The organism is Bacillus sp. 179-C3.3 HS (genome assembly GCF_047229225.1).
Classification (GTDB): domain Bacteria; phylum Bacillota; class Bacilli; order Bacillales; family Bacillaceae; genus Bacillus.
The window spans coordinates 1-26,466 of the sequence record NZ_JBFEFT010000016.1; the positions used below are offsets into that span (position 1 = coordinate 1).

General features: G+C 40.4%; 30 protein-coding genes. All 30 read right to left on the reverse strand.

Annotated elements, in window-relative coordinates; translation table 11 throughout:
• Positions 1–1,413: FHIPEP family type III secretion protein (locus AB1K80_RS11045; protein WP_412856675.1), on the reverse strand; the 1,413-nt coding region annotated here is incomplete at its 3' end.
• 29 nt (positions 1,414–1,442) lie between these two features.
• On the reverse strand, positions 1,443–2,531 hold the full coding sequence (gene flhB / locus AB1K80_RS11050) for a flagellar biosynthesis protein FlhB (RefSeq protein WP_412856676.1): 1,089 nt from the start codon (positions 2,529–2,531) through the stop codon (positions 1,443–1,445).
• Positions 2,528–3,310, reverse strand: coding sequence for a flagellar biosynthetic protein FliR (gene fliR / locus AB1K80_RS11055; protein WP_412856677.1), 783 nt, complete (start codon positions 3,308–3,310; stop codon positions 2,528–2,530). Before fliR ends, flhB begins: the two co-directional genes overlap by 4 nt.
• 3 nt (positions 3,311–3,313) lie before the next feature.
• A complete protein-coding gene (gene fliQ / locus AB1K80_RS11060) occupies positions 3,314–3,583 on the reverse strand; it encodes a flagellar biosynthesis protein FliQ (protein ID WP_099680563.1) in 270 nt (89 codons plus the stop codon).
• Positions 3,584–3,599: 16 nt separating this feature from the next.
• On the reverse strand, positions 3,600–4,265 hold the full coding sequence (fliP, locus tag AB1K80_RS11065; RefSeq protein WP_412856678.1) for a flagellar type III secretion system pore protein FliP: 666 nt from the start codon (positions 4,263–4,265) through the stop codon (positions 3,600–3,602).
• On the reverse strand, positions 4,258–4,917 hold the full coding sequence (fliZ, locus tag AB1K80_RS11070) for a flagella biosynthesis regulatory protein FliZ (RefSeq protein WP_412856679.1): 660 nt from the start codon (positions 4,915–4,917) through the stop codon (positions 4,258–4,260). The genes fliP and fliZ overlap by 8 nt, the downstream gene beginning before the upstream one ends.
• A gap of 18 nt (positions 4,918–4,935) precedes the next feature.
• On the reverse strand, positions 4,936–5,298 hold the full coding sequence (locus AB1K80_RS11075) for a response regulator (RefSeq protein ID WP_003212360.1): 363 nt from the start codon (positions 5,296–5,298) through the stop codon (positions 4,936–4,938).
• Between the two features lie 27 nt (positions 5,299–5,325).
• Entirely contained in the window at positions 5,326–6,450 is a 1,125-nt protein-coding gene (fliY, locus tag AB1K80_RS11080) for a flagellar motor switch phosphatase FliY (protein ID WP_412856680.1), read from the reverse strand.
• Entirely contained in the window at positions 6,440–7,438 is a 999-nt protein-coding gene (fliM, locus tag AB1K80_RS11085; protein WP_412856681.1) for a flagellar motor switch protein FliM, read from the reverse strand. Before fliM ends, fliY begins: the two co-directional genes overlap by 11 nt.
• 32 nt (positions 7,439–7,470) lie before the next feature.
• The gene (gene fliL, locus AB1K80_RS11090; protein WP_412856682.1) at positions 7,471–7,899 is read right to left on the reverse strand and encodes a flagellar basal body-associated protein FliL; all 429 of its coding nucleotides are present in this window, start codon (positions 7,897–7,899) and stop codon (positions 7,471–7,473) included.
• Positions 7,896–8,111 carry a flagellar FlbD family protein gene (locus tag AB1K80_RS11095; RefSeq protein WP_412856683.1) on the reverse strand — a complete coding sequence of 72 codons (216 nt, stop codon included), beginning with the start codon at positions 8,109–8,111 and terminating at the stop codon, positions 7,896–7,898. Before AB1K80_RS11095 ends, fliL begins: the two co-directional genes overlap by 4 nt.
• A 37-nt stretch (positions 8,112–8,148) precedes the next feature.
• Complete coding sequence (gene flgG, locus AB1K80_RS11100; protein WP_412856684.1) at positions 8,149–8,943, reverse strand: flagellar basal body rod protein FlgG; 795 nt, start codon at positions 8,941–8,943, stop codon at positions 8,149–8,151.
• A gap of 21 nt (positions 8,944–8,964) precedes the next feature.
• Entirely contained in the window at positions 8,965–9,411 is a 447-nt protein-coding gene (gene flgD, locus AB1K80_RS11105; RefSeq protein WP_412856685.1) for a flagellar hook assembly protein FlgD, read from the reverse strand.
• The gene (locus AB1K80_RS11110) at positions 9,398–10,732 is read right to left on the reverse strand and encodes a flagellar hook-length control protein FliK (RefSeq protein ID WP_412856686.1); all 1,335 of its coding nucleotides are present in this window, start codon (positions 10,730–10,732) and stop codon (positions 9,398–9,400) included. Before AB1K80_RS11110 ends, flgD begins: the two co-directional genes overlap by 14 nt.
• Complete coding sequence (locus AB1K80_RS11115) at positions 10,733–11,419, reverse strand: MotE family protein (protein WP_412856687.1); 687 nt, start codon at positions 11,417–11,419, stop codon at positions 10,733–10,735.
• A gap of 12 nt (positions 11,420–11,431) precedes the next feature.
• Entirely contained in the window at positions 11,432–11,875 is a 444-nt protein-coding gene (fliJ, locus tag AB1K80_RS11120; RefSeq protein WP_412856688.1) for a flagellar export protein FliJ, read from the reverse strand.
• A gap of 5 nt (positions 11,876–11,880) precedes the next feature.
• A complete protein-coding gene (gene fliI, locus AB1K80_RS11125) occupies positions 11,881–13,197 on the reverse strand; it encodes a flagellar protein export ATPase FliI (RefSeq protein WP_412856689.1) in 1,317 nt (438 codons plus the stop codon).
• Positions 13,194–13,964: a flagellar assembly protein FliH gene (fliH, locus tag AB1K80_RS11130; protein ID WP_412856690.1), complete on the reverse strand. Its 771-nt coding sequence runs from the start codon at positions 13,962–13,964 to the stop codon at positions 13,194–13,196. The genes fliI and fliH overlap by 4 nt, the downstream gene beginning before the upstream one ends.
• On the reverse strand, positions 13,957–14,973 hold the full coding sequence (gene fliG / locus AB1K80_RS11135) for a flagellar motor switch protein FliG (protein WP_412856691.1): 1,017 nt from the start codon (positions 14,971–14,973) through the stop codon (positions 13,957–13,959). Before fliG ends, fliH begins: the two co-directional genes overlap by 8 nt.
• Before the next feature lie 11 nt (positions 14,974–14,984).
• Positions 14,985–16,577, reverse strand: coding sequence for a flagellar basal-body MS-ring/collar protein FliF (fliF, locus tag AB1K80_RS11140; protein WP_412856692.1), 1,593 nt, complete (start codon positions 16,575–16,577; stop codon positions 14,985–14,987).
• Between the two features lie 49 nt (positions 16,578–16,626).
• Entirely contained in the window at positions 16,627–16,944 is a 318-nt protein-coding gene (gene fliE, locus AB1K80_RS11145; protein ID WP_412856693.1) for a flagellar hook-basal body complex protein FliE, read from the reverse strand.
• A gap of 11 nt (positions 16,945–16,955) precedes the next feature.
• On the reverse strand, positions 16,956–17,408 hold the full coding sequence (gene flgC / locus AB1K80_RS11150) for a flagellar basal body rod protein FlgC (RefSeq protein ID WP_412856694.1): 453 nt from the start codon (positions 17,406–17,408) through the stop codon (positions 16,956–16,958).
• A complete protein-coding gene (gene flgB, locus AB1K80_RS11155; protein ID WP_412856695.1) occupies positions 17,408–17,797 on the reverse strand; it encodes a flagellar basal body rod protein FlgB in 390 nt (129 codons plus the stop codon). Before flgB ends, flgC begins: the two co-directional genes overlap by 1 nt.
• Before the next feature lie 286 nt (positions 17,798–18,083).
• Positions 18,084–18,863 (reverse strand): GTP-sensing pleiotropic transcriptional regulator CodY, encoded by a 780-nt coding sequence (gene codY / locus AB1K80_RS11160; protein WP_412856696.1) that lies wholly within the window; start codon positions 18,861–18,863, stop codon positions 18,084–18,086.
• A gap of 34 nt (positions 18,864–18,897) precedes the next feature.
• On the reverse strand, positions 18,898–20,298 hold the full coding sequence (gene hslU, locus AB1K80_RS11165; RefSeq protein WP_412856697.1) for an HslU--HslV peptidase ATPase subunit: 1,401 nt from the start codon (positions 20,296–20,298) through the stop codon (positions 18,898–18,900).
• A gap of 16 nt (positions 20,299–20,314) precedes the next feature.
• The gene (hslV, locus tag AB1K80_RS11170) at positions 20,315–20,860 is read right to left on the reverse strand and encodes an ATP-dependent protease subunit HslV (protein WP_060699087.1); all 546 of its coding nucleotides are present in this window, start codon (positions 20,858–20,860) and stop codon (positions 20,315–20,317) included.
• 14 nt (positions 20,861–20,874) lie between these two features.
• On the reverse strand, positions 20,875–21,792 hold the full coding sequence (xerC, locus tag AB1K80_RS11175) for a tyrosine recombinase XerC (protein WP_412856698.1): 918 nt from the start codon (positions 21,790–21,792) through the stop codon (positions 20,875–20,877).
• Between the two features lie 63 nt (positions 21,793–21,855).
• A complete protein-coding gene (trmFO, locus tag AB1K80_RS11180; protein ID WP_412856699.1) occupies positions 21,856–23,160 on the reverse strand; it encodes an FADH(2)-oxidizing methylenetetrahydrofolate--tRNA-(uracil(54)-C(5))-methyltransferase TrmFO in 1,305 nt (434 codons plus the stop codon).
• A 71-nt stretch (positions 23,161–23,231) separates the two neighbouring features.
• On the reverse strand, positions 23,232–25,307 hold the full coding sequence (gene topA / locus AB1K80_RS11185) for a type I DNA topoisomerase (protein WP_412856700.1): 2,076 nt from the start codon (positions 25,305–25,307) through the stop codon (positions 23,232–23,234).
• A gap of 193 nt (positions 25,308–25,500) precedes the next feature.
• Positions 25,501–26,403: a DNA-processing protein DprA gene (dprA, locus tag AB1K80_RS11190; protein ID WP_412856701.1), complete on the reverse strand. Its 903-nt coding sequence runs from the start codon at positions 26,401–26,403 to the stop codon at positions 25,501–25,503.
• Positions 26,404–26,466 lie beyond the last annotated feature (63 nt).

Here is a 26,466-nt window from a genome sequence, read left to right on the forward strand (position 1 = left end):
CGTCGACACAACCGATGCCGGATCAACCACCGTATATCCAAGCATTTCAGCTTGATCTTTTTCCGCTTCTGAAATCCATTTTGCCGGTAGACCAAATGATGGCTCGATGGTTTCAATGCCTTCAATTGGATCATCATCAGGAGTCGGTGACATCGCTAGGTAATGATCGAGCAAGAGCTCACCTTTTGCCACTTCGTTCCCTTTAATTTTCAACCGATATTCGTTTGGGTTAAGGGCGATGTTATCTCTAATTCGGACAACTGGAATGACTAGACCTAACTCAAGAGCAAGCTGCCTGCGGATCATAACAATTCGATCTAACAGGTCTCCGCCTTGATTCGCATCAGCGAGCGGGATCAATCCGTAGCCGAATTCAAATTCAATGGCATCCATTTGAAGAAGATGAATGACACTTTCTGGACTTTTCATCTCTTCTACCTCTTGCTGTTCTTCGAGCACTTCTTCGATTTCTTCCTGATCTTGTTTGTTCTTCGACATGACGTATGCTCCGATTGCAAGTAACGCTGCAATTGGTCCTGTCAAAAGCACACCAATTGGCGTGAACAATCCAAGAAGGAAAATGGTTCCTGCTGTCACATAAAGCATGGCTGGGAACGCAAAGAGCTGACCAGTAATATCAGACCCTAGGTTTCCATTAGATGCTGCCCTTGTAACAACGATCCCTGTAGCCGTTGAAATCAGCAATGCAGGAATTTGTGAAACGATTCCGTCTCCTACCGTTAAAAGGGTAAAGTGGGACGCTGATTCTTGAAGCGACATGCCTTGTTGAAGCATCCCAATGATGATTCCAAAGATAATATTGATGATAACGATGATAATACCGGCGATGGCATCTCCTTTGACGAATTTACTCGCCCCGTCCATCGCACCATAAAAGTCGGCCTCTCTCGATACTTTTTCACGGCGACTTCTTGCTTCACTTTCAGTCAGCATTCCTGCATTTAAATCTGCATCAATACTCATTTGTTTACCTGGCATCGCATCGAGCGTAAAACGTGCCGCAACCTCAGACACACGCTCAGCTCCTTTTGTGATAACAATAAACTGAATGATGATCAGGATGAGGAAGACAACCAGACCAACGAGTATATTTCCTCCAACAACAAATGAACCGAACGTTTCTACAACTTTCCCAGCATCTCCAGTTGATAAGATCGAACGTGTTGTAGAGATGTTAAGTCCCAAGCGAAACAGCGTTAAGAGCAACAGCAATGATGGAAAAATAGAAAATTGCAGCGGCTCTTGCATGTTCATTGTGGTGAGAAGCACGATAAGCGCAAGAGAAATATTAATAATGATTAAAATACTTAATAGTACGGGCGGAAATGGTATGACCAGCATCGCCACGATTAAAATAACACTAAATAAAACAGATAAATCTCTTGCTGACATGCCAGTTCTCTCCTTTTAAAACCAAAAATTCATAAAATCTTTTGTTTCGTTTTATATACGTAAGCTAAAATTTCAGCGATGGCCTTGAAATATTCCTCTGGCACCGCTTGATCGATTTCGACCTGGTCATATAACGCGCGAGCGAGGGGACGGTTCTCTACGGTCATGACATCGTGTTCTTTTGCAATCGATCTAATTTTCAAAGCCAAAATATCCGTTCCTTTTGCCACAACAAAAGGGGCGTCCATTTTTTCTTCATCGTATTTAAGAGCGATCGCGTAGTGGGTTGGGTTGGTAATGATCACGTCCGCATTTGGGACTTCTTGCATCATCCGTCTCATGGCCATTTCCCGCTGCCGCTGCTTAATTTTTGATTTAATGAGCGGGTCACCCTCTGATTTTTTATACTCATCTTTGATGTCTTGTTTAGACATCCGTAAGTTTTTTTCGTAATCATATTTCTGATACATGTAATCAAGCCCTGCTAAGATTAAGAGCGCACCTGCTGCATATAACCCCATGATCAAGGTCATATTGGCGACAAAATGAAGAGTTTCCTCTGCAGTAAGTAAAGGAAGTCTCAAAATTTCCTCAAAGTGCATCCAAATGGCAACAAAGGTGACAAAACCAATAAAACCAATTTTTAAAATGGATTTTAATAGCTCTACAAGTGCTCGAACACTGTATATTCGTTTGAAACCTTTAATAGGGTCAAGCTTTTCTAATTTCGGTTTGATGACTTCTGTCGAAAAGAGAACCCCTACTTGTAAGTAGTTACTGATCACCCCAGCTAATAAGCCAACACCAAGGATTGGCAGGAGGAGGAGTCCTGTTTCTTGAAGTAACTCCAAGAATAATTGATGAATATTAGATGAACTAATCTCCATTAACATGGTAGTTGAATAAAAACGTTCAATGAGCGCAATAATTCGCTCTTTCATAAAAGGCCCAATAAAAAAGAATGATAAAAAGATTAATAGAAATGAGATGGCTGTATTGACGTCGGTACTTTTGGCAACCTGCCCTTTTTTTCGTGAATCCTGTCTCTTTTTTGGTGTTGCTTTCTCTGTTTTTTCACCTGCGAAAAATTGCAAGTCTAATCTAAGTCTTGTCATCATGACGAACCACCGACCAATGCTAAGAAATTCCTCATGGTAATCACAATGGTTTCAAATGTATTTTGAATAACCCCAAACATGACGCCCATACAGATGATGATCATAATAAAACTCACACTTATTTTAAGAGGAAGACCAACAACAAATACGTTCATTTGAGGAACTGTCCGTGCCACAATCCCTAATGCAAGATCGACTAAAAATAAACTCGCCACAACTGGTGCAGAGATTTGAAACGCAATGATAAACATCTGATTGAAGCTTCTTGCGATAAAGGATGCAAAGGATTCACTGCCGAAATTCAAAGCGTATTGATCAAGCGCAATATATTGGAAGCTGTAATAAATCCCATCAAGCAACAGGTGATGTGCATTTGTTGCAAGCATCAGCAAAAGGGTCACTGTATAAAAAAACTGCCCCATAAGCGGTGTTTGTGCACCTGTTTGCGGGTCAATCACGTTTGCGATGGCAAAACCCATTTGAAAATCAATGAATGATCCTGCGATTTGTACAGCTGAAATCATCATATAGGCGATCAATCCAAGCAGCAGTCCGACCATTGCCTCTTTCACAGTGAGCATCATAAAGAGTCCATCTACGTCGAGTACAGGCGGTTCTTTAATTGTGCTAAAACCAATGACAGATAGAAACACCGAGAAACCAACACGGTGCATGACCGGTATCGTTCTATGCGCTAAAAGTGGTACTGTCACAAAAAAAGCGGTAATCCGAATAAAAACAAGAAGAAAAGCAGGGAAATATTCTACGATTGACATCATCTTTTAACCTGCAAATCGATCTAAATTCGAGAACAGCTCAGTTGTAAAGGAAACAATTGTTGAAAGCATCCATGGACCGAATACGACGAGTCCAATGAGTACAGCAACAATTTTAGGTATAAAAGCAAGCGTCTGTTCTTGAATTTGGGTGGTTGCCTGAAACACACTGACAATCAGTCCCACAATGAGGGCGAGCGCAAGAAGCGGCCCACTGATAAGCAATACAACATACACTGATCTTTCAGCCATCGTAATGACAAATTCTGAACTCATGTTTTAAGCACCTACTCTAAAAGCTTTGCAGCAAAGATTTTACAATCAAATACCATCCATCTACTAAAACAAATAACAATATTTTGAAAGGGAGCGATATCATAACCGGTGGTAGCATCATCATCCCCATTGACATCAAAACACTCGCAACCACCATGTCAATAATTAAAAATGGAATAAAGATCATGAAACCAATTTGAAACGCCGTCTTTAATTCTGAAATTGCAAACGCTGGAACCATCGCCGTTAGTGGTATTTCTTGAATCGATTCTGGTGTATCCATCTTTGCGTAATTTAGAAATAAAGCCAAATCCTTCTGTCTCGTATGCTTACTCATAAACTCTTTAATTGGCATTTCGGCTTTTTCATATGCCTCATTTAATGTAATCTCATCATTTAAAAGTGGTGTTAATGCCTCTTTATTAATGTCTGAGAACGTTGGTGCCATAATAAAAAATGTAAGAAATAGAGCAAGTCCAACGAGCACTTGGTTCGGCGGCATTGAGTTGGTTGCAAGTGATGTTCTGACGAACGATAGAACAATCACGATTCGAGTGAAACACGTCATCAAAATAAGAATGCCCGGTGCAACCGAAAATACGGTCAACAGTAAAAGAAGGCGGACAGACGTGCTAATATTTCCTGCACCACTTGAATTAAATAAATCGATAAACTCATTCATTTTGTTTCGGGCCTTTCTTTCTGACTTCTGATTGGGTCTTTTTCAATTCGGCTAGCTGTGTCTTTAAATTAGCTGAAAAAGAAGAAGTGACGGATTGATTCGGTTTCTTCACCTGCGTTGTGAATTTTTGTACGAATTTTGGCAAATCTGGTTTACTTTCCATTGCTTCTTCGTATTGTTTCACAATGTCTTCACATTCTTTTTCATCTTCAATTTCTTTCAGCAACTGAATTGAGTCTGCTACGCCAACAACTAATACTCTTTTGCCCACTTTGATGAGTTGAACCGACCGATTTTGACCGACCGTGGTTCCGCCAATATTTTCAACATAACGAAACGGTTTCAGTAAGCGATTTTGCTTGCCGATAAATCTCACCAATCCATAAATGAGCAGGATGACAAAAAGTAAGGCACCAATCATTTTGACAAAATCCATAATAGAGACAGAAGAAGAGGGAACTTCTTCTGTCGGATTCGTTTGATTGTTAGTGTTTTCCTTTTGTGTATCCTTTGTGCTTTCCTTGTCTTTTTCGAGCCATTCATTCACTGTGCCATTTTCAGGATCTTTCGTTTCCGCAAGCAGTGAAGTAGGCGCCCATGTCAAGAAAAGCATAAAACTGATCATTGCTATACATATCAAACGTTTTTTCAACAAGTCTTACACCCTTTTTTAGCCTAACGTTTTATTAATTGCTTCAAGTACACGATCTGCCTGGAACGGCTTCACGATAAAGTCTTTTGCGCCTGCTTGGATCGCATCAATAACCATTGATTGCTGCCCCATCGCAGAACACATGATGATCTTTGCAGATGCATCGATTTGTTTGATTTCTTTTAATGCTGTAATGCCATCCATTTCTGGCATTGTGATATCCATTGTGACAAGATCTGGTGACGTTTCTTTGAATTTCTCAACAGCTTGTGCACCGTTTTCTGCTTCTCCTACCACATCAAATCCGTTTTTCACAAGAATATCCTTAATCATCATTCTCATGAAAGCTGCGTCATCTACGATTAATACTTTAGTAGCCATTTACTTTTTCTCTCCCTATATGTTTGTTTATTTTAAATTCGAAAGTCTTTCTGACTGACTTAAAATATCAGTCACCCGAACGCCAAAGTTCTCATCAATGACAACGACTTCACCTTTGGCGACGATTCGTTTGTTGACCAAAATGTCAACAGGTTCTCCTGCAAGTTTGTCTAGTTCAATGACACTTCCTGCTGAAAGCTCAAGCACTTCTTTCACACTGCGCTTCGTTCTTCCAAGCTCTACCGTAATAGATAGCGGAATATCCATCAGCATATCAAGGTTTCCTAGTTGCTGCGTTGTATGCTGAGGCTCACTGAATGCTTCAAATTCAACTGGCGCCACATTAACAGGTGCTGCCGGTTTTGGCTTCGCCTGTCTTTTTGGTGGCGGCGTTTGCTCTACAGGAGCAGATTGGACTTGCGGCGCTGCTTGTTGAGGCTCAGGTGCGCTTTGTGGCGCCTCCTCTTGTACAGGCTCTTCCTCTGCTGGCTCTGTTAATTCTGCGATCAAATCCTTCGCAAATGTAATAGGATAAAGCTGCATAATATTAGAATCTATGAGTTCTCCTACTTTTAATCGGAAGGATACTTTCACGAGCATTTCTTCAGCAGGAATCCGATCTGTTCCTTCTCCCTCATTCACATCGAGTAATTCGACACGTGGCGGAGAAATATCAATTTTTTTATCGAAGACTGTAGACATGGATGTCGCAGCAGAACCCATCATTTGGTTCATCGCTTCTTGTACAGCACTTAAGTGGATTTCACTTAAAGAAGGATCGGCATTGGTGCCATCTCCTCCCATCATTAAGTCAGCGATAACTGCCGCATCTGTTTGCTGAATGACGAGTAAGTTACTTGCACTAAAGCCTTCTGTATAGTTCACTTCAATTGCGACATATGGATGAGGAAACTCCTCATTCAACTTGCTTTTTGGAATCACTGTTACTGTTGGAGTGGTAATATCCACCTTTTGATTTAATAGGGTTGAAAGTGCTGTTGCTGAGCTACCAAATGAAATGTTTCCAATTTCTCCAATGGCGTCTTGTTCCATTGCAGAAAGGAGTGCATCCGGCTCTATTTCGTCATTGTTGCCTCCTTTAAGGAGTGCATCGATTTCATCTTGTGATAATTTACTTCCGTTATTCTCCATCTTCTTCACCTCTTATGTCGTGATCTAGAATTTGAATCGCCTGTTTCCGATTCACGCGGCCGGCCTGTCCCAAGAATTTCGGTTTATTCCCGACCATAACAGTAAGAGGCGCATTTACTGGTTTGTCCAAGGTAATACAATCACCAATTTCCAAATTCAAAAACTCTTCCACCGTCATTTCCGATTGTCCAAGTTCTGCGACTACCGGTATTTGTGCCGTCATTATCCGTTTTTCAATGGCCTTTGTTTCACCTTTTTTCGGTTCATTTCGATCAGACTGCATCCAGTAGTGGACAGACAATTTCGGAATGATAGGCTCCAATACAACGTGAGGAATACATAGGTTAATAACCCCGCTAACCTCTCCAATTTGCGTATTAAGAGAAATGACGACAACTGTTTCGTTTGGAGACACCATTTGAACAAACTGGGGATTTACCTCGAAATCTGCCATTTCTGGCTCGATGTCGGCTATGGACTGCCACGCTTCTCTGTAATTTTCCAAAGCTCCCTCAAACATGTTTGAGATCACCTTTGTTTCAATTTCTGTTAGTGACTCTGTCTTATTATGACTAATGCCGATTCCGCCCATCAGTCTATCCATCATGGCATAGCCGATGGTCGGGTTCACTTCAAGCATGATTCTACCTTCAAGTGGGCTGACGTAAAATAAGTTTAATAGCGTCATATTTGGAATGGAGCGAATAAATTCTTCATATGGTACTTGGTCCACCGAACTGACAGAAATTTGAATATATGATCTTAACTGTGCTGAAAAGTGGGTCGTCAGCAGTCTAGCAAAGTTATCGTGAATCCTTGTTAAACTTCGAATCTGATCTTTTGAAAAACGCAGTGCACGTTTAAAGTCGTACACTTTTACTTTTTTCGTTGTTTCTTCTTTTTTCAGCTCGTCTGCATCCATTTCACCAGTCGATATGGCGGATAATAATGCATCGATCTCATTCTGGGAAAGCACTTCTCCTGACATTTCTTCACCTCCATCGTTTCAATTAATCGCCTCTATTGCAGATTAAAGGAGGTTATATATACTTCTTTCACCTTGCCATCTTGCAAATAGTTATTCACTTTGTTTTTGACTTGTGTTTTAAAATGTTCTCTTCCTTTTTTACCATCAAGTTCATCTGCATTTGTCTCTGATAAAATATCGATGACAGCATCCTTCACTTGGAAACTTCTTTTCTCAAGCTCTTCTTTCGCTTTTTCAGAATCTGTCTCAATATTTAGGATCAGTTTGACGGCATTACCTTCAGACTTTAAATTTGTGATAATTTCAGGAATTTCTAAAGATGCCTTTGCAACTTCATCTGCTGTTGGCTCTTTTTCTGCTTTTGCTTCGCCAGACCCATTTATCAGATAAAAAACACCTGCTCCAATTCCGACGATGGCAATAATCATGGTTAGCATTACTACGACTAATTTCTTCTTCATTCAAACTCCTCTATTCCTTGATTCAATGAAATGACTTGGATTTTTCTGTAGAAAGAAATGACCTTCTCTTGAAGCTGCTTCTCATCTTCTTTCACAACAAATTTCTTTCCATTGGCTAATGTAATCGTCGTGTCTGGAAAGCTTTCAATTTGTTCGATATGAAGAGCGTTGATCATAAATCCTTTGCCATTTAATCTTGTCACTTCAATCATATTAAGCAGAGCAGCGATAGAACGCTCCTCCTACCTCCTATCGTTTCAGGTTCACAAGTTCTTGCAGAATTTCATCAGATGTCGTAATCGTCTTCGCATTTGATTGGAAACCACGCTGTGCAATAATCATTTCTGTGAACTCGTCTGTTAAATCAACGTTTGACATCTCAAGTCTAGCTGTTTGAATGATACCTGTTCCTTGTTCACCTGGTACGATCGCATTACTTGGTGCACCCGAGCTTAACGTTTGACGATATAAGTTGTCCCCAACTAAATCTAATCCTCCTGCATTACTGAAAGCTGCTAATGATACCTGACCAACTGTACGAGAAACGTTGTTCTCAACAACTGAAACCGTACCATCTGGCCCGATACTAACACTTGTCACGTTATCTTTTGGAACATTGATTTTTTGTCCGTTCATTCCAAGCACATAGTAACCATCAGGTGTCACCAAATCACCTGCCTCATCAGGCTTGAAATTCCCTGTTCTTGTAAAGAGAATTTCGCCTTGCTTTTCAATACGGAAAAATCCATCACCAGTGATGTAAAGGTCATAAGGTTCACCTGTGTTTTGAGCAGATCCTGGTGTCATAATTTTATCGATAGATGCTAGGGATGCCCCTAAGCCGACCTGTTTTGAGTTGATAGAACCAGAATTATTTGTTGGACCACCAGAACTTTGAATTGTTTGACTCACCATATCTTTAAAAGTGATACGGCTCTTTTTAAATCCATGTGTATTGACGTTTGCCACGTTGTTTGCGACAACGTCTAATTTTGTTTGGAAGTTTTTCATTCCGCTAATTCCTGAGTAAAGTGAGCGTAACATTTAATTTCCTCCTCAATTTGCTTACGATTTTTCTCCAACAGTTGTAACGTCCCAAGGACTGATTTTCGTGCCATCTTCAAGATATAAGAAATATTCATTTTTGATATTTTTCACAGACTTGACTGTACCCGAAACTTCTTTCCCATCTTGTTCGCCAACGACTTCTTTGCCAATCCAGCCAACATACGTTGTAAAAGGATCTTGATGGGCAACAAAGGTAGACATTAACGTGTTGAGCTTTGTGATGGATTCATTCATATTCATTTGCTGCTCTAAAGAAGAAAATGTTGCAAGCTGCGTGACGAACTCACGGTCATCAATTGGATTCGTTGGATCTTGGTTTTGCAGCTGCGTGAGCAATATTTTCAAGAACTGGTCACGGCCAAGCGTATCTGTTTTCTTTGTTTCTTTTGAAGAAGTGTCTGTTGTTGTTGCATTTGTTCTAAGCATAGAATCAACGGTTGTCATTCGTCTCCCCCTCTTCTTCATCTGACTCAACAAGAGAATCCAATACATCTTGGAAGTCTACTTCTTGTTCCTCAGTTTGTTGAAATGCTTGGTCTTTTGCCTGCTGTTGCTTGTTTTCTTCACTAAACTGTCCGAATAATGGCTGTTCATTTGATTGAAGCGGTATATGGAAACGGTCAACTTGCACCGACATATTCGGAAGTGCCTGTTTTAGTTGTGGTAGATGTTGCTCTAATAGCTCTTTTGCTGCCTGTGTTGAGGCAGTAATTTTACTTGCATACATCCCATTTTGTTTCGTTAGTTGGATCGTGATAAACCCGAGATTTTCTGGGTTTAACCGAACCGTAAAGCGCCCATTTGCATTACCAAATGGTGTGAACTTCATTTGTTTCCAAGTGTTTAAAATTTGCTGATCAACCGTAGCTGGTTTTTCATCAGGTGTCTGCGCCTGCTGAACAGGTGCAGCTGATTGTATTTGGAATAGCTGCTTATGACCTGGCATAATCGTCAGTGGCAATGTTTTTTCACTAGCAGGTGTTACAGCACTTTGCCCCTTCACGACGTCCTTTTTAATGAGCCATTCAAGTGATGAGGTATTTTTTGATGGAGAAGCGGAAGTTGCTTCCTGTCTAGGCGATACCAATTGCTTTAGCTCTCCTAGAGAGATTTTCCACTCTTTTTCAGACCCTTTCGCACTTGCCATCATATGGTCGATTAACTGATTAAAGTGTTTTCGTTCACTTTCGGACATTGCGTTCAGCTTATTTGCTGATCCTTGCGTGAAAAACTGTTCTTTTATTTGTTGAACAAGCTTTTCATCTGCTCCGTTTTCTGAAAGAAACTGGATGAAGTCCTGTCCTTTTCCTTGAATATCCTGCACTAGCTTTTCATCAACACTCTGTGGCTGCTTGTTTAGCAATTGATATAAGAAAAAGTGGACTTGAATCAGTTGTTCACTTTGCACTGCATCTGCCTTTTGCATGGAATCATCATCAATCTGCGATTCCATTTTTTGAAACAGCTCTTCTATCGACTGGAGCTCAGGCATATCAAGTGATTGTCCTTGAAGTGTTTGAAGTGCCTCAAGGAGTTCGCCCTCAATCCCCTTGTCAGGCGATTGCATCCATTCTTCAATGATTTGCAAGGCATCATTGATAGAAAGGGGAGCTTTTGCTGACTGAGGATCGACTTGGCTATTCTGAACACCTACTCCACTTAGCATTTGTTTAAACAAACCGCGTGCAGATGTTGAACCGCCACCCTTCAGTCCAGAGAGAGCTTGAGGAGATTGCTGTAAGGCACCAATATCCAATAGCTTCACTTATTGCCCACCTCCATTTTCACTTTCTTCTTTCTTGGCAAGCTCCTTGGTGAATGTCGCTGCCTTCTGAGGTGTAAGTTTTGCTAAAATGTCTGTCAGCTTATTTTTACTCAGCTCGTTGAGAATGGCCAAAGCCTCTTTATCACTTAGTTCTGATAAGATTTTGGCTGATTTTCCTGCATCCATACTTTCATAGATACTTGCTACTTTCCCTTTTGATTGCTGATTAGAAGTTGCTGTATCAGAAGATGCGCCTGCTGTATTATTGCTTGATGAACCAGTAGAAGAGTTATTGTTTTCTTCGTTACTACCTGTTCCATCGTCAGCAATTTTTTCAAGTGAATTGATTTTTTGATTCAACCTTTTCATCTCTTCATCACTTGTTTTTAAGTCTTTCAGCGCAATTTCGAGTTCATTTTTTTGCTCTTCAATGGTCTTTTTCAGTTTTTTGATCTCTGCTTCACTTTTTTCATTTTGTGAGGAAGATGATGGTTTTGAACTGTCATCAGAACCAACCAAACTATTAATCACCGGAATGTTTTGGAGCGGCTTCTTCAGGTCAAATCCTGCCATATTAAGGATCGTACCAGCTACAAGCACTAGTACAACCAATGGGATGATGACAATAAACAGAACCCATTGAAGCTTTCCGCCGCCTGATTCCTTCACTTTTTGCTTCTTAGGCATTCATCTCGACTCCTAATGTCCTTGAAACATGAATTGGCTGATAGAGATATCATCCATTTCTTTCATTTCAATGGCCTTATGTTCAAGGGAAAACTTTTCAAATTGCTTTTCTTTCATTTTTTCAAACTTTTTAAACTCGATGTTCTTTTCAGTTAAATCTGATTGTTTTTCATTCATCTGATGACGTTTCATGATCACAAGCTGTTGATAATGTTGAATGGTGTTATCTAAGTTGGTCACAAATTGCTGATAGTGACGCATTTCTTGAACACTCATTCCGCTTCTCAGCTTCTCTTCTTTGCTTTTTTCCATGAGTTCTTTTTTACTCATATTTTCATAGAGTTTTTCAGCGACTTGCTCAAATGCCGAAACGGATTGTTGGTACGCTGCAAGTGATTGGTCTTTTTCATTTTCTTTCAGTTCTAAAAGCTTTTGAAATTTGTATTGATATGTCACTATTGTCAATCCTCTCTATTCATCAATCTGAGCAATAAACTCACACTGTCTTCTATAGATACAGCTTCATCTACATCTTGTTTTAAAAACGAAACGAGGTGAGGGTAAGCATCTACAGCCTCATCAATGTCCTTCGAGGAGCCTTTTTTATAAGCTCCAATGTTAATGAGATCTTCAGCGTTTTGATAAGTGGATAAAAGCTGTCGAAATCGGTTGGCTGCTTCCTTATGATCATGACTTGCAATATTGCTCATGACACGGCTAATACTTTTCAAAATATTCACAGCAGGGAACTGCCCTTTGTTGGCTAATGCACGATCAAGTACAATGTGGCCATCTAAAATCCCTCTGACTGTATCAGCTATTGGTTCGTTCATGTCGTCACCATCAACAAGCACGGTATAGAATGCTGTGATGGAACCAAGCTGATTTGTTCCAGTTCTTTCAAGTAATTTTGGCAGTATAGCGAACACGGAAGGTGTGTAGCCTTTAGTTGTTGGCGGTTCACCTGTTGCAAGTCCTATTTCCCGTTGTGCCATGGCAACCCTTGTGACAGAGTCCATCATAAACATGACGTTTTTGCCTCTGTCTCTGAAATATTCTGCAATCGCAGTAGCGGTATAAGCGGCTTTCAGTCTCGTCAGCGCCGGTTGATCAGACGTTGCTACAACGACAATCGATCGCTTTAATCCTTCAGCGCCTAAATCTTTTTCGATAAACTCTCGAACCTCACGGCCACGCTCTCCGACAAGCGCGATGACATTGAGATCCGCTTCTGTTTGCTTTGCAATCATTCCCATTAAAGTACTTTTACCAACACCACTTCCAGCAAAGATCCCTATCCTTTGCCCAGTCCCTACTGTGAGCAGGCTGTCAATTACTCTTACGCCGACACCCATTTTTTCTCGTATCGGTGGCCTGTCCATTGGGTTTGGAGGAGATTGATCTGTGGAAACAGGTGCAAGACCTTTTGGGAGCAAACTGCCGTCAAGTGGATCCCCGAAGGCATCAATGACTTCACCGATTAACCCAGTACCTACTTTGACCTTTAAAGATTCTCCTGTCGCTTCAACAAGACTTCCTGGCGAGATATTGGATGCTTCCACATAAGGCATAAGCAGAATGTTTTCATCTTTAAAACCAACGACTTCTGCTTTGATCGGATGCTGTTTGCTTCCTTTTTTATGGATTAAGCAGACATCACCGATTGAACTTTCTGGCCCCTTCGATTCAATCATCAAGCCAACTACACGATTTACCTTACCAAACCGTTTATAAGGATCGGCTGATTCAATTGTTTCTCTTAGCACATCCATGTTCATTTGTGATCACCTGAATCAATCACTTCTAATAATTTTTCTTTTAACTGATTCATTTGTGTATCAACACTCGCTTCCACTTTGCCAAAGCTTGTTACGACGTAACACGTACCTTTAGACGCTTTATCATCCGAATAGATGGCAAGGTGTGTGTCTTTTTGGAGAATTCTGATCAGCTCGTCTTTATAGTCCATGACATGCATGTAATGATCAGGGTCAACATAGATGGAAATATCGTCGTATTCTTTCACTTCTGAAATCACTTGCTTGACAAGAGCCAAAAATTGATCTTTTGTGTCGTCTGCGGCAGACCAGACGCGTTTGGCGAGTTCAAAGGCCAATTCCACGATTGTTTCAGCAGAACTTTCAATTTTCGCTTCATAGTCTTGTTTCGCAAGGCTAACGATCTCATTTCCTTTATCTAAAATGGATTGATACTCTTTTTTGGCATCTGCTTCACCCTTTTGGAAGCCTTCTTGATACCCTGTTTGTTTTGCTTCTTCAATCAACTGCATTCTTTCTGCTTCAAAATCTGCACGTCGCTGATCGATTTCTGCTATCGTCTGTTCTAATTGACTGTTTGCTTGTTCTAAAATGCGACTTGCTTGATCTTCCGCATCACTCAGTAAAAGCTGAGATGCTTCCGTTTCATTGACAAGCTCTTCTTCCTCTTCTTCGCGGTCTCGCTTAAAGTCAACTTGCTGCAAAGGAATTGTTTGCCTGCCTTGGACAGGAATAACAGATGATTCGTGTTTGATAATCCTAGACAACGATATCGTCTCCTCCACCTCGAGCTATGACGATTTCGCCCGCTTCTTCGAGTCTTCTTACAATGCTGACAATACGAGTTTGTGCTTCTTCAACATCTCTAAGCCTAACAGGACCCATGAATTCCATTTCTTCTTTAAATGTTTCGACCATCCGTTGAGACATATTGCGGAAAACAATTTCTTTGACTTCTTCGCTTGCCACTTTAAGTGCAAGTAATAAGTCGTCGTTTTCAACATCTCTGATGACGCGCTGAATGGCTCTGCTATCAAGGGTAACGATGTCTTCAAAGACAAACATACGTTTCTTAATTTCTTCCGCAAGCTCTGGATCTTGTACTTCAAGTGTGTCTAAAATGGTCTTCTCAGTTGCCCGATCGACACCATTTAACACTTCAACAACTGCTTCGACCCCACCAGTTTGCGTATAGTCTTGTGTAAAGGTTGAAGAGAGCTTTTGTTCAAGGATACGTTCTACCTCATTGATGATTTCTGGAGATGTACGATCCATTAACGCAATTCTTCTGGCAACCTCTGTTTGTACTTCCTCACCTAACTCAGATAGAATTTGTCCAGCTTGAACTGGGTCTAAATAAGAAAGAATGAGCGCAATCGTTTGTGGATGCTCATGTTGAATAAAGTTTAAGATTTGCTCCGGGTCAGCCTTTCGTGCAAAATCAAATGGCTTCACTTGGAGTGAGGATGTTAATCGGTTTAAAATATTATCCGCCTTGTCCTCACCAAGCGCTTTTTCAAGCACTTGTCTTGCATACATGAGACCACCTTGAGATATGTAGTCCTGCGCGATGGCAATACTGTGAAATTCTTCGATGATTTCATCTTTTTTAGCAGCATCTACACTTCTTACATTGGAAATCTCTAGTGTTAACTTTTCTATTTCGTCTTCAGACAGATGTTTGTATACAGATGCTGACACATCTAGCCCTAAGGAAATCATTAGGATTGCTGCTTTTTGTCTGCCTGTTAGTCGATTTGGATCTTTTCTCGACATGTTTATTCCTCCTAATCCTCGGACAGCCAGCTGCGTAGCAATTTAGCAAAGTCTTCTGGTTTATCTTTTGCCATTTTTTCAAGCTGATTTTTTCGTACGATTTCTTCTGTTTCTGGTTCGGTATCAATATCAGGAACATTGATTGGTGTACCTTCATCTAACTCAAACTCTTCCTCTTCTTCTTGTCTTCGCTTACGAACGAGTAAGATAATGAGTGCGATAATGGCAAGTAGTAGCACACCGCCTACGATATAAACCCAAATTGGGATATTGCTTGTAGGGTTATCTGTTTCTGTTTGCTGTTTACCGTCTAATTTTGATACAGATAAAACAATTTTGTTTTCTAAGTCTGCTTCAGTGAGCGGTTGACCATTTGTGTATTCTTTATCAATCGATGTACTAATGATGGTTGAAAGGATTCTTCTAATATCCTCTTGTCTCTCAGGTGTAAGAGAGTTCACATCATCCGCATTTGGCGGTTCTACTAGTGCTTGAATGCCAATATCTCTTACTTTGTACGGACTTTCTGTGATATCTTTATGGATTCGGTTTACTTCGTAGTTGATTCGATCTTCACTCTTCTCGTAATCTCCGCTTCCATTTTCTCCATCGACACCTTGATAATTGGTGACATCATCGTCACCTGTTCCAGCGACACCTCCAGCTGCTGCACCATTTCCTGAATAGGTTTCGGCAATCTTCTCAGCGCTGACAGCGATGCCTTCCATGTTCTCTTGGTCAACTGGTTCTACAAGGTCTTCTTTTCTTTTCTCTTCAGTAAAATCAATGTCTGTTGTGACCGATACAGCTATTTTGTCTTGTCCCATCATCGTACCTAGCAGCTGTTGAATTTTTCTTTGAAGATTCTTTTCGATCTCTTCTTTTTTCTGCTGCTGTGCATCCATTCCACTTGCATAGGAATCAGCTGTACTGTTTAGGTCATAGTAGTTTGAATCTTGGTCCATGATGACAATGTTTTCTGTTTTTAAGTTCGGCACACTTTTTGAAATAAGATGATAAAGGCCTTTTACTTGTTGTTGCGCGATCGTGTAGCCAGGTTCAACTTGCAACACAATGGATGCCGATGCATTACTTTGCTCTTCTCCGACAAAAACGGAATCTTTTGGCAGGTTAATCATAACCTTTGAATCTTTAATCCCATCAATTGTGTTGATCAGATTGGACAGTTCTGTCTGAGTTGCATCTACTTTCAGAACATCAAATTCATTATCTGTTAAACCGAAGCCAGAATTGTTTGCAAAGAAGGAGTAATCAATATTCCCTGTTTTAGGAAGACCTTCTGCTGCGAGTGATACTTTTAACGAGTCTGCTTGCTTTTCTGGAACTAGAATGGTTGTTCCATTGTTCGCAAGTTCCGATTTAACATTTTTGCCATCGAGTTCCTGTTTGATTTGCCCCGCTTCTACTTCAGACAAATCTCTAAACAATGGAACCATTTTTTCAGAAGAAGCAAAGATGCTAACAACCGTAATAATGATTGCTAGGGCAGCAACGCCGCCAATCATGAGTATTTTTTGTAATTTTGATCGATTTCGCCAAAACTCAACTGTTTTTGTTCTTAATTGCATTAAAGTACGATTCATCTTAACCCCCGGTCATTCCATTCAGTCTTATTTTGTCCACCAGCACCTCCTACATTTGCATTCTCATAATCTCTTGATACGCTTCGACTGCTTTGTTACGAAACTCTGTCGCAGCTGTGAGTGTCACACCTGCTTTTTGTGCAGCAATCATGACTTCATCGAGATTGACATTTTTCCCTTGTGCAAGTGCATTAGTATACTGGTCTGATTTAAGTTGTGATTGATTTAACGCCTCAATGGAATTCTTCAGCACATCAGAGAAATTCGTTTGACTCTTTGGCGAGGTAGCCTGCACTGCTGATGCATTGGTCAATTCACTCGCTTGCTGAGCGGTTTGAAGCTGGAAAGGAGATATTGTGTTTATCAATTCTATTCACCTTACTTTCCTATTTCTAAAGCTTTCATCAGCATGCTTTTATTCGCATTAAGTGCAGTCACGTTTGCTTCATATGATCTTGAACTGCTGATGAGGTCAACCATTTCCTTCAGTGGATCAACATTCGGTGTTTGAACATAGCCATTTTCGTTGGCATCAGGATGTGTCGGATCATAATGAAGGTTGAATGGCGTTTCGTCTTCTCTGATCGATGTTACTTTGACGCCATTTCCTAACCTGCCGCTCGAATTCATACTTGAGTTCAATATAGATGAAAATGATTCACCTGACGGCTGTAATGTGACGAGCTTTCGTCTATAAGGCTCCCAGTTGCCATCAACAAGTTTAGCTCTTGTCGTATCCATATTTGCAAGGTTGGAAGATACTACGTCCATTCTGAGCCTTTGCGCTGTTAATGCTGAAGCTGAAGCGTTAACGCCTGAAAAAATCGACATCACTTACCTCCTGTCAAAACTGTTTTAAGAGAATTAAACTTGCTACTCATTCTTTCAACCAACGCATTATACTGAATTTGGTTTTTAGCGAGTTCACTCATCTCTTGATCAATATCGACATTATTTCCGTTTTCTTGATAAGATGTACGGTTACTCGAAACAACTGAATAATTAGACCCTGTTTTTGAAAATTCAATGTGACCTTGGTATGTTTTTTTAGCACTTAGTGTCGTATTCGCTTCACTTAGCATATCACGAAATGTGACGTTTTTCGACTTATAGTTCGGTGTGTCTATATTCGCGATATTGTTACTTATGACTTTTTGCTTAACATTCGCTCTGCTCATGGCATTCTCAAGGTTACTTATCGTTCCAGAAAATATATTCAAAACCAGATACCTCCAATCATATGAAATTCATTCCATTTAATCATGTCGAGATTTGTAAAACCATATGTTCATTGTAAGAAATAATAGGATTAAAGTCTATGATGTAATTGTAAAAAAAACTCGTAATATATATCTATTTTACGAATAGGTACAAAGGCCTAGATTCAAAGAACTATGGGATTGTAAGGGCTTTCTTTCAAAAAAGAGCGTTATTTTTCGTATTATTTCTACTTTTTCCACTAAAAAAACCCTTTTCAGCATTTTTTTAGCTGAAAAGGGTTTGTCATTATTGTGATTTTAAATTTTCAAGTTCAATTAAGAATTTGTTATTTAACACTTTGATGTAAGTTCCCTTCATTCCAAGCGAACGAGATTCGATGACACCCGCACTTTCAAGTTTGCGTAGGGCGTTTACGATGACGGAACGAGTAATTCCTACACGGTCAGCGATTTTACTTGCAACAAGCAGCCCTTCATTCCCATCAAGTTCTTCAAAAATGTGCTCAATCGCTTCAAGCTCACTGTAAGAAAGTGAACTAATCGCCATTTGTACAACTGCCTTACTTCTTGCCTCTTCTTCAATTTCTTCCGATTTCTCACGAAGAATCTCCATTCCAACAACTGTTGCTCCGTACTCAGCAAGAATTAAATCGTCATCATTAAATGTATCTTGCAGGCGAGAGAGAATTAATGTGCCTAAACGATCTCCACCACCGATAATCGGAACAATCGTCGTTAATCCTGATTGGAACAAATCGCTGTTCTCAATCGGAAAAGCTGTATATTCACTGTTGATATCAAGGTTTGAAGAAGTCTCTGGTATATTGAATAGGCTTTTCGTATATTCTTCTGGGAACTGTCGATCTTCAAGCATTTTTTTCATACGAGCATTTTCAATTTGTTGGTTGATGGAGAAGCCAAGTAGCTTTCCTCTTCTGCTTAGTACGAAAATATTTGAATCAATGACATCTCTAAGTGTTTCCGCCATCTCTTTGAAATTCACTGGTTTCCCTGCTGCATCTTGCAGCATCGAATTGATAATTCTTGTTTTTTGTAGTAATGCCATAATAATGATCCTCCTAGATTACTTTATTCATTTGTTAAAGTATAAATTGACTTAAGTCTTTGTTATTTGCAATCTTCCCTAGCTTCTCTTCTACATATTGAGGAGTAATGGTCACCGTTTCCATTGTAATATCAGGCGCCTCAAAAGAAAGTTCTTCAAGAAGCTTTTCTAGTATCGTATGGAGCCTTCTTGCACCAATGTTATCCGTCTCCTGATTGACGTGATATGCCACCTCTGCAATCTTATGAATAGCATCGTCAGAAAATTCTAGAGATATACCTTCTGTTTGTAGTAACGCCTTGTATTGCTTCAGTAATGCGTTATCTGGTTCCGTTAAGATTTTCACAAAGTCTTCTATACTTAATTTATCTAACTCTACCCTGATTGGGAAACGACCTTGCAGCTCTGGAATCAGGTCTGAAGGTTTCGCCATATGAAAAGCACCTGCCGCTACGAACAACACATGGTCTGTTTTCACAGCTCCATATTTGGTCATAACTGTTGAGCCTTCTACAATCGGCAAGATATCACGTTGTACCCCTTCACGAGAGACATCTGCAGATGAGGCACCGCTGCTTTTGGCAATTTTGTCGATTTCATCAATAAATATAATGCCCTGCTGCTCTGCCTTTTGGACAGCTTCTTGACCCACTTCATCCATGTCGATCAACTTAGAAGCTTCCTCTGCTGTTAGCGCCTTTCTTGCTTCTCTAACCGTTAGCTTTCTGCGTTTCTTCTTTTTCGGCATCAGATTGCTAAGCGCATCTTGCATATTCATGCCCATTTGCTCCATACCCGAGCCTTGAAGCATGTCAAACATAGATGGCTGTTGCTCTTCTACCTCAATGGTCACGTAATGATCCTCAAGCTCTCCCATTGCAAGTTGGTGAGCGATACGTTTCCTTGAAGATTCAAGTTCTCCTTCTTCATTTGACTCATCTCGCTCATGACCATCCGGATCAGAGCCGCCAAACAACATCTCAAAAGGATTTTTCACAGATTGACTTTTTTTCTTGCCAGGGACAAGTAAGTGAACAATGCGTTTGTTCGCCTGTTTTTCTGCTTCCTCTTGAACATCTTTCATCTTTTCTTCTTTGACGAGTCGAATGGCTGTCTCCACTAAATCTCTCACCATGGATTCTACATCACGGCCGACATATCCCACTTCAGTAAATTTTGTCGCTTCCACTTTAATGAAAGGAGCACCAGAAATTCGCGCAATTCTGCGAGCAATCTCTGTTTTTCCCACACCAGTGGGACCAATCATTAAAATGTTTTTCGGAACGACTTCATCCTTTAGCTTATCATGTAAAAGACTTCTTCTGTAACGGTTTCTTAAAGCCACCGCCACTGCTTTTTTCGCATCTAGCTGACCAATGATGTATTGATCAAGCTTTTCAACTATCTCTCTTGGGGTAAACGGCTTTTTCTCCATACGTCTCATGTCCTTTCTATTCAAGCTCTTCTAGTGTGATTTGATCGTTCGTATAGACACAGATTTCTCCAGCAGTTTCAAGTGCAGCCTTTGCAATATCTCTAGCTGAAAGATGATCACCAGCATGTGTTTTGAGTGCTCTTCCTGCACTTAGTGCATAGTTGCCACCAGAACCAATGGCCAAAATGCCATCATCAGGCTCAATGACTTCTCCGGTTCCAGATACGAGTAGAATACTTTCTTTGTTCATCACAATCAGCATGGCTTCAAGCTGTCTGAGCATCTTGTCACTTCTCCACTCTTTTGCTAGTTCAACAGCCGCTCTCTTTAGGTTTCCACCGTATTCTTCAAGCTTCGTTTCAAACTTTTCAAAGAGTGTAAACGCATCTGCCACTGATCCTGCAAATCCTGCCAGCACCTTGCCTCCAAAAAGACGGCGCACTTTTTTCGCTGTGTGTTTCATAACGACAGCCTGACCGAAAGTGACTTGACCATCACCGGCCATTGCACTTTTTCCTTTATGTTGAACGGCAAAGATCGTTGTTGCATGAAATGATGACATGAAAAAACCTCCTATTAGGATCGTTTAAACGCTCTTGGGTGATGAGACATGTATATTTTTCTTAAAGAATCTTTTGATACATGTGTGTACACCTGTGTGGATGATAAATTTGAGTGACCGAGAAGTTCTTGCACACTTCTCAAATCCGCCCCCTCGTTCAAGAGGTGTGTAGCAAATGTATGCCTTAACATGTGAGGATGGATATGTAATGTGCCTGACGCTTTTTTCATTAATTCAGTTAGGATGAAACGAACACCACGATCTGTAAGAGTGGATCCGCGCTGATTCAAAAACACATGTTCTTCAGCACGGTCTTTTCTCTTAGCTTGTAGCTTTTTACGGCCATCCTCTAAATATGTGGTCAGTGCTTCATGGGCGTATGATCCGAACGGAACATACCGCTGTTTGCTACCTTTCCCATGAACAAGCACTGTCCCCATCGATACATCTAAATCAGATACTTTTAATGTGCATAACTCACTCACCCTCATACCTGTTGCATAAAGAAGTTCTAAAATGGCCTGATTCCTTTGTCCAAGCGGTGTGCTGACATCAGAAACGGAGAAAAGCTCTTTTAGTTCCTCTTCATACAAAAATGAAGGAATTCGCTTATCCTGTTTTGGTAAGCTCACGAGTAAAAAAGGATTTTCTAACGCAAGCTGTTCTCTTAATAAAAATTTATAAAAGCTGCGAAGTGCAGAGACTTTCTTACTAATCGTTCTTCTTGAAAGGCCTTTTTCATAAGCTTCTGTTAAATAAATTCTCGTATCTTGATAGGATACCTCTTCAAAACCGTTTATTCCTTGAATGTTCATAAATCTGACAAACTCTTCAATGGCTTCTGTATAACCGGAAATGGTCAATGCTGAATAGTTTTTTTCAATTTGCAAATATTCAATGAACATGTGAACAAGATGCTGTTTATCCGTCATTTTTACACCTCTTTAAGGCTTTTAAATGGTATCATACATCCCGCTTGACGTGCAATGTTTTACCTATAGAGATTTCGAAATAGTTTGAATAGTCTCGATTGCGCGCTTAGCGTATTCTGCATAACGATCTTGTTTGTTTTTGATTTTGACGCCGAGATCTTTCAATAAACCGAAGTTAGCATTCATTGGCTGGAAGCTTTTTTTGTTTGTTGCTGTGATGTAGTGTGCCATACTACCAATGGCCGTTTCCTCTGGAAGGACGACAAGTTCTTCTCCTTTGACAAAACGAGCCGCATTGATCCCAGCTACTAAACCTGAAGCTGCAGACTCAACATAGCCTTCAACGCCTGTCATTTGTCCTGCGAAGAATAGGTCATCTCTATTTTTAAATTGATAAGTCGGTCTTAAAAGACTTGGTGAGTTAATAAATGTGTTACGGTGCATGACGCCATAGCGAACAATTTCTGCTTGTTCAAGACCAGGAATGAGACGGAATACTTCTTTTTGATCGCCCCACTTCATATGTGTTTGGAAACCAACGATGTTATATAACGTACCAGCTGCATCGTCTTGTCTTAATTGAACAACGGCATAAGGTCTTTTTCCCGTTTTCGGATCTTCTAGTCCTACTGGCTTCATCGGGCCAAACAACATGGTTTTCTTTCCTCTTTTCGCCATGACTTCAATTGGCATACAGCCTTCGAAGAAGATTTCTTTCTCAAATTCTTTTAGCGGTACAGTTTCAGCGGAGATTAGTGCTTCATAGAAACGATCGAATTCCTCTTCTGTCATTGGACAGTTTAAATAGGCGGCTTCGCCTTTATCGTAGCGTGATTTCAAGTATACTTTGTCCATGTCAATGCTGTCTTTTTCTAAAATTGGCGCAGCTGCATCGTAGAAGTAAAGATACTCTTCACCCGTTAAAGACTTTAATTCATTTGAAAGAGCCTCTGATGTCAGAGGACCCGTTGCAATAATGGTTGGACCTTCTGGAATACTTGTCACTTCTTCTTGAAAAACTGTCACATTGGGATGGTTCTTTACACGGTCTGTCACATTCGCTGCAAATTCATGACGGTCTACTGCAAGTGCTCCGCCAGCAGGAACAGAACTTTCATCTGCTGCTGCAATAATGGCAGAATCTAAGTAACGCATTTCTTCTTTTAACACACCTACTGCATTTGTCAAAGCGTTACCGCGCAGTGAGTTACTGCACACTAGCTCAGCAAATTTATCGGTATGGTGAGCGGGTGTTTGTTTCACAGGTCTCATTTCATATAGATTCACTTTAATGCCACGTTTGGCGATTTGCCAGGCAGCTTCACTTCCTGCTAAACCTGCTCCAATCACATTGATAAATTGACTCATTGGACAACTCTCCTATTTCGTAAGATTCTATTTGATGACATAAAAAAGCAGGTGAACAAGGCTGCTCACCGCTATTTTTGTTGCTCCTCTTTATAATCACAATTCACACATTGAACTTGAATGCCTTTTTTCAGCTTTTTCTCTACAAGCATATTTTCGCATTTTGGACATTTTCTTTCAATTGGTTTGTCCCAAGAAACGAATTCACATTCTGGAAAACGATCGCAGCCATAAAAAATGCGGCGCTTTTTAGATTTTCTTTCAACAATGTTTCCTTCGTGACATGACGGGCACTTCACACCGATATCTTTGACGATTGGTTTTGTGTTACGGCAATCAGGGAAATTAGAACATGCCATGAATTTACCGTACCGACCCATTTTGTACACCATCGGATGTCCACATTCTTCACAGTCGATGCCTGCGTATTCCGGCTCAATCTCAACTTCTTGCATCTCTGCTTCTGCCTTTTCTACGCGTTTTGCAAAGTCTTGATAGAAACTGTCGATGATCCGTACCCATTCAATCGTTCCTTCTTCAACACTATCAAGTTCTTTTTCCATCTGAGCTGTGAACTCAACATTAATGATTTCTGGGAAGAATTCCATAATGAGGTTGAGTACAATTCCACCAAGCTCTGTTGGAATAAATCGTTTGTTGTCCAAAGCGACATAGCCACGCTTTTGAATCGTATCCAAAGTTGGTGCATACGTAGATGGACGGCCTATCCCTAACTCTTCAAGCGTTTTAACAAGTCTTGCCTCTGTATAGCGCGGTGGTGGCTGTGTGAAGTGTTGTTCAGGTTCAATATCTTTTGACAGAACGACATCGCCTTCATTTAGATCAGGAAGCATTTTGTCCTTTTCTTCTAGCTGATCGTCTTTTCCTTCTACGTACACTTTCATAAACCCTGGGAATTTTACTTTGCTCCCATTTGCACGGAATGTTAAACCGTTATTGTCTAGATCTACACTCATTGTATCGAGAACTGCCGGTGCCATTTGGCTTGCAACAAATCGTTCCCAAATCAGTTTATAAAGACGAAGCTGATCTCTGCTTAGCACATGCTTGAGATCTGCTGGTTTTCTTAATGTAGAAGTTGGTCGAATGGCTTCGTGTGCATCTTGTGAATTGTCATTCTTTTTAGCAGGACGTTTCGTCGTATTCAAGAAATCCTTGCCATACGTTTGATCAATGAAAGCTGATACTTCTTCAATCGCTGTATTTGAAATACGCGTTGAGTCTGTTCTCATATAAGTGATGAGACCGACAGTACCTTCTTTTCCAAGATCAATTCCTTCATATAATTGCTGTGCAATCATCATGGTTTTTTTCGCACGGAAATTTAATTTTCTTGCAGCTTCTTGTTGCAAGGTGGATGTTGTAAACGGAACAGCTGGATTTCGTTTACGTTCTTTCTTTGTGACTTTTTCTACTGAGAATTTGCTTCCTTTTAGTTTCGAAAGGATTTCTTTTACATCCTCTTTTGTTTTCAAAGGTTGTTTTTTCCCATTCACACCAAAGAAGCTCGCTTCGAACGTTTCTTTTCCTTTTAAGAACGTGCCATCGATCGTCCAATATTCTTCTGGTTTAAACTCGTTAATTTCATTTTCTCGGTCAATAATCAGTCTGAGTGCAACAGATTGAACGCGACCAGCACTCAACCCTTTTTTGACCTTTTTCCACAAAATCGGACTGATTTTATACCCAACAAGCCGATCTAAGATTCGTCTTGCTTGTTGTGCATCGACCAAGTCCATGTTGATCATACGCGGATGTTTAAAGGAGTCTTTAATTGCATCTTTTGTAATCTCGTTAAAGACAACACGGCAATCTGAAGAGAGGTCAAGGTCAAGACTGTGGGCCAAATGCCAAGCAATCGCTTCTCCCTCTCTGTCGGGGTCAGCTGCGAGATAGACTTTCTTCGCTTTTTTCGCCGCTGTTTTCAATTCTTTTAAAACTGGGCCTTTGCCTCGAATCGTAATATATCTCGGTTCGAAGTCATGCTCCGTGTCGACACCTAGCTGACTCTTCGGTAAATCCCTCACATGCCCCATTGAAGCCTTTACTTTATACTTTTTTCCTAAATAACGCTCAATCGTTTTCGCCTTAGCTGGCGACTCAACGATAACTAAATAATCAGCCATACTCAAAATCCCCCTTAAGAGGTGTTCTCTCTTTATACATTACTTCTTACATATTTATATGAATTGCACCTATTGAAAAGGCAATCGTTAGAAATTCTTTATGATGAACACTATTATAAACACGAAAATCAAAGTGTAAACTTAAATCCTCACTATTATTAAATATTCCTATGTCTTTTGTCAAACGATATTTTTAAGAGAGTTCAGTATATTGAACGCCATGAGTGGTGAATTCCTCTAAAATATCATTTGTTGAATGGACGAGTTTCGCTCCTTGTTGAATGAGTTTCGCCGGTCCGGTCGAGTTCGGATCAAAGATTGAACCAGCCACAGCAAACACCTCTTTTCCTTGCTCAAGTGCTTGGTAGGCAGTAATCAGTGAACCGCTTTTTTCTTTACACTGAATCACAATGGTTCCTTTTGTCAGACCACTAATGATGCGATTCCTCATTGGAAAGTGCCACTTCTCGGGTTTCATATAGGGCGGGTGTTCTGACAAAAGCAAATGATGCTTTCCCATATATTGCGCCATCTGCACATGTTCTTTTGGATACAAATGCTGAAAGCCACCTGCCACAACGCCAATGGTTTTACCATTCCTTCTGATACACTCCCTATGTGACAGTCCATCGATTCCTTTTGCCAAACCACTGACAATCATCCAATCTTCCTTTACCAGTTCACCAACAATTTTCTTCACACATTCTTCTCCATATGACGATGGCACACGCGTGCCCACTACACCTAAACTTTTTTCTACATTTAAATAAGATACGTTTCCTTTAAGAAATAATACAGGGGGAGGATCATAGATGTTTTTTAACGACTCGGGATATAATGTTGATGTGATGGGAATCATGTGGATGTTTTGTTTTACATAGGATTGAACGATGTGTTGAAACATGGGGAAGTCATTTTCTTCAGCTTGTTTTAAGCGGGCAAAATCGATTGTTTGTAGAGATCGATCCTGTTTGAAATGATGTGTTTCTTCATTTATATATAATGCGGGATCCACTTTCCACCATTTCATTAACAAAGAGGGTGAGATGAGGCCTTTTAAGCGGTGAAAAACCATTCTTTCGGACACGTTGAACATACCATTCCTCCAATTTTAGATAGAAAGAAGAAGACTTGCCAAAGAGCAAGTCTTCTTGCGTCA

Coding starts and splice junctions, on each gene's coding strand:
- flhB (WP_412856676.1), bottom strand. CDS start 2,531: ATGATGACAAGACTTAGATTAGACTTGCAATTTTTCGCAGGTGAAAAA.
- fliR (WP_412856677.1), bottom strand. CDS start 3,310: ATGATGTCAATCGTAGAATATTTCCCTGCTTTTCTTCTTGTTTTTATT.
- fliQ (WP_099680563.1), bottom strand. CDS start 3,583: ATGAGTTCAGAATTTGTCATTACGATGGCTGAAAGATCAGTGTATGTT.
- fliP (WP_412856678.1), bottom strand. CDS start 4,265: ATGAATGAGTTTATCGATTTATTTAATTCAAGTGGTGCAGGAAATATT.
- AB1K80_RS11075 (WP_003212360.1), bottom strand. CDS start 5,298: ATGGCTACTAAAGTATTAATCGTAGATGACGCAGCTTTCATGAGAATG.
- fliY (WP_412856680.1), bottom strand. CDS start 6,450: ATGGAGAATAACGGAAGTAAATTATCACAAGATGAAATCGATGCACTC.
- fliM (WP_412856681.1), bottom strand. CDS start 7,438: ATGTCAGGAGAAGTGCTTTCCCAGAATGAGATCGATGCATTATTATCC.
- fliL (WP_412856682.1), bottom strand. CDS start 7,899: ATGAAGAAGAAATTAGTCGTAGTAATGCTAACCATGATTATTGCCATC.
- AB1K80_RS11095 (WP_412856683.1), bottom strand. CDS start 8,111: ATGATTGAAGTGACAAGATTAAATGGCAAAGGATTTATGATCAACGCT.
- flgG (WP_412856684.1), bottom strand. CDS start 8,943: ATGTTACGCTCACTTTACTCAGGAATTAGCGGAATGAAAAACTTCCAA.
- flgD (WP_412856685.1), bottom strand. CDS start 9,411: ATGACAACCGTTGATTCTATGCTTAGAACAAATGCAACAACAACAGAC.
- AB1K80_RS11115 (WP_412856687.1), bottom strand. CDS start 11,419: ATGCCTAAGAAGCAAAAAGTGAAGGAATCAGGCGGCGGAAAGCTTCAA.
- fliI (WP_412856689.1), bottom strand. CDS start 13,197: ATGAACATGGATGTGCTAAGAGAAACAATTGAATCAGCCGATCCTTAT.
- fliG (WP_412856691.1), bottom strand. CDS start 14,973: ATGTCGAGAAAAGATCCAAATCGACTAACAGGCAGACAAAAAGCAGCA.
- fliF (WP_412856692.1), bottom strand. CDS start 16,577: ATGAATCGTACTTTAATGCAATTAAGAACAAAAACAGTTGAGTTTTGG.
- flgC (WP_412856694.1), bottom strand. CDS start 17,408: ATGTCGATTTTTTCAGGCGTTAACGCTTCAGCTTCAGCATTAACAGCG.
- codY (WP_412856696.1), bottom strand. CDS start 18,863: ATGGCATTACTACAAAAAACAAGAATTATCAATTCGATGCTGCAAGAT.
- hslU (WP_412856697.1), bottom strand. CDS start 20,298: ATGGAGAAAAAGCCGTTTACCCCAAGAGAGATAGTTGAAAAGCTTGAT.
- hslV (WP_060699087.1), bottom strand. CDS start 20,860: ATGTCATCATTTCATGCAACAACGATCTTTGCCGTTCAACATAAAGGA.
- xerC (WP_412856698.1), bottom strand. CDS start 21,792: ATGACGGATAAACAGCATCTTGTTCACATGTTCATTGAATATTTGCAA.
- trmFO (WP_412856699.1), bottom strand. CDS start 23,160: ATGAGTCAATTTATCAATGTGATTGGAGCAGGTTTAGCAGGAAGTGAA.
- topA (WP_412856700.1), bottom strand. CDS start 25,307: ATGGCTGATTATTTAGTTATCGTTGAGTCGCCAGCTAAGGCGAAAACG.
- dprA (WP_412856701.1), bottom strand. CDS start 26,403: ATGTTCAACGTGTCCGAAAGAATGGTTTTTCACCGCTTAAAAGGCCTC.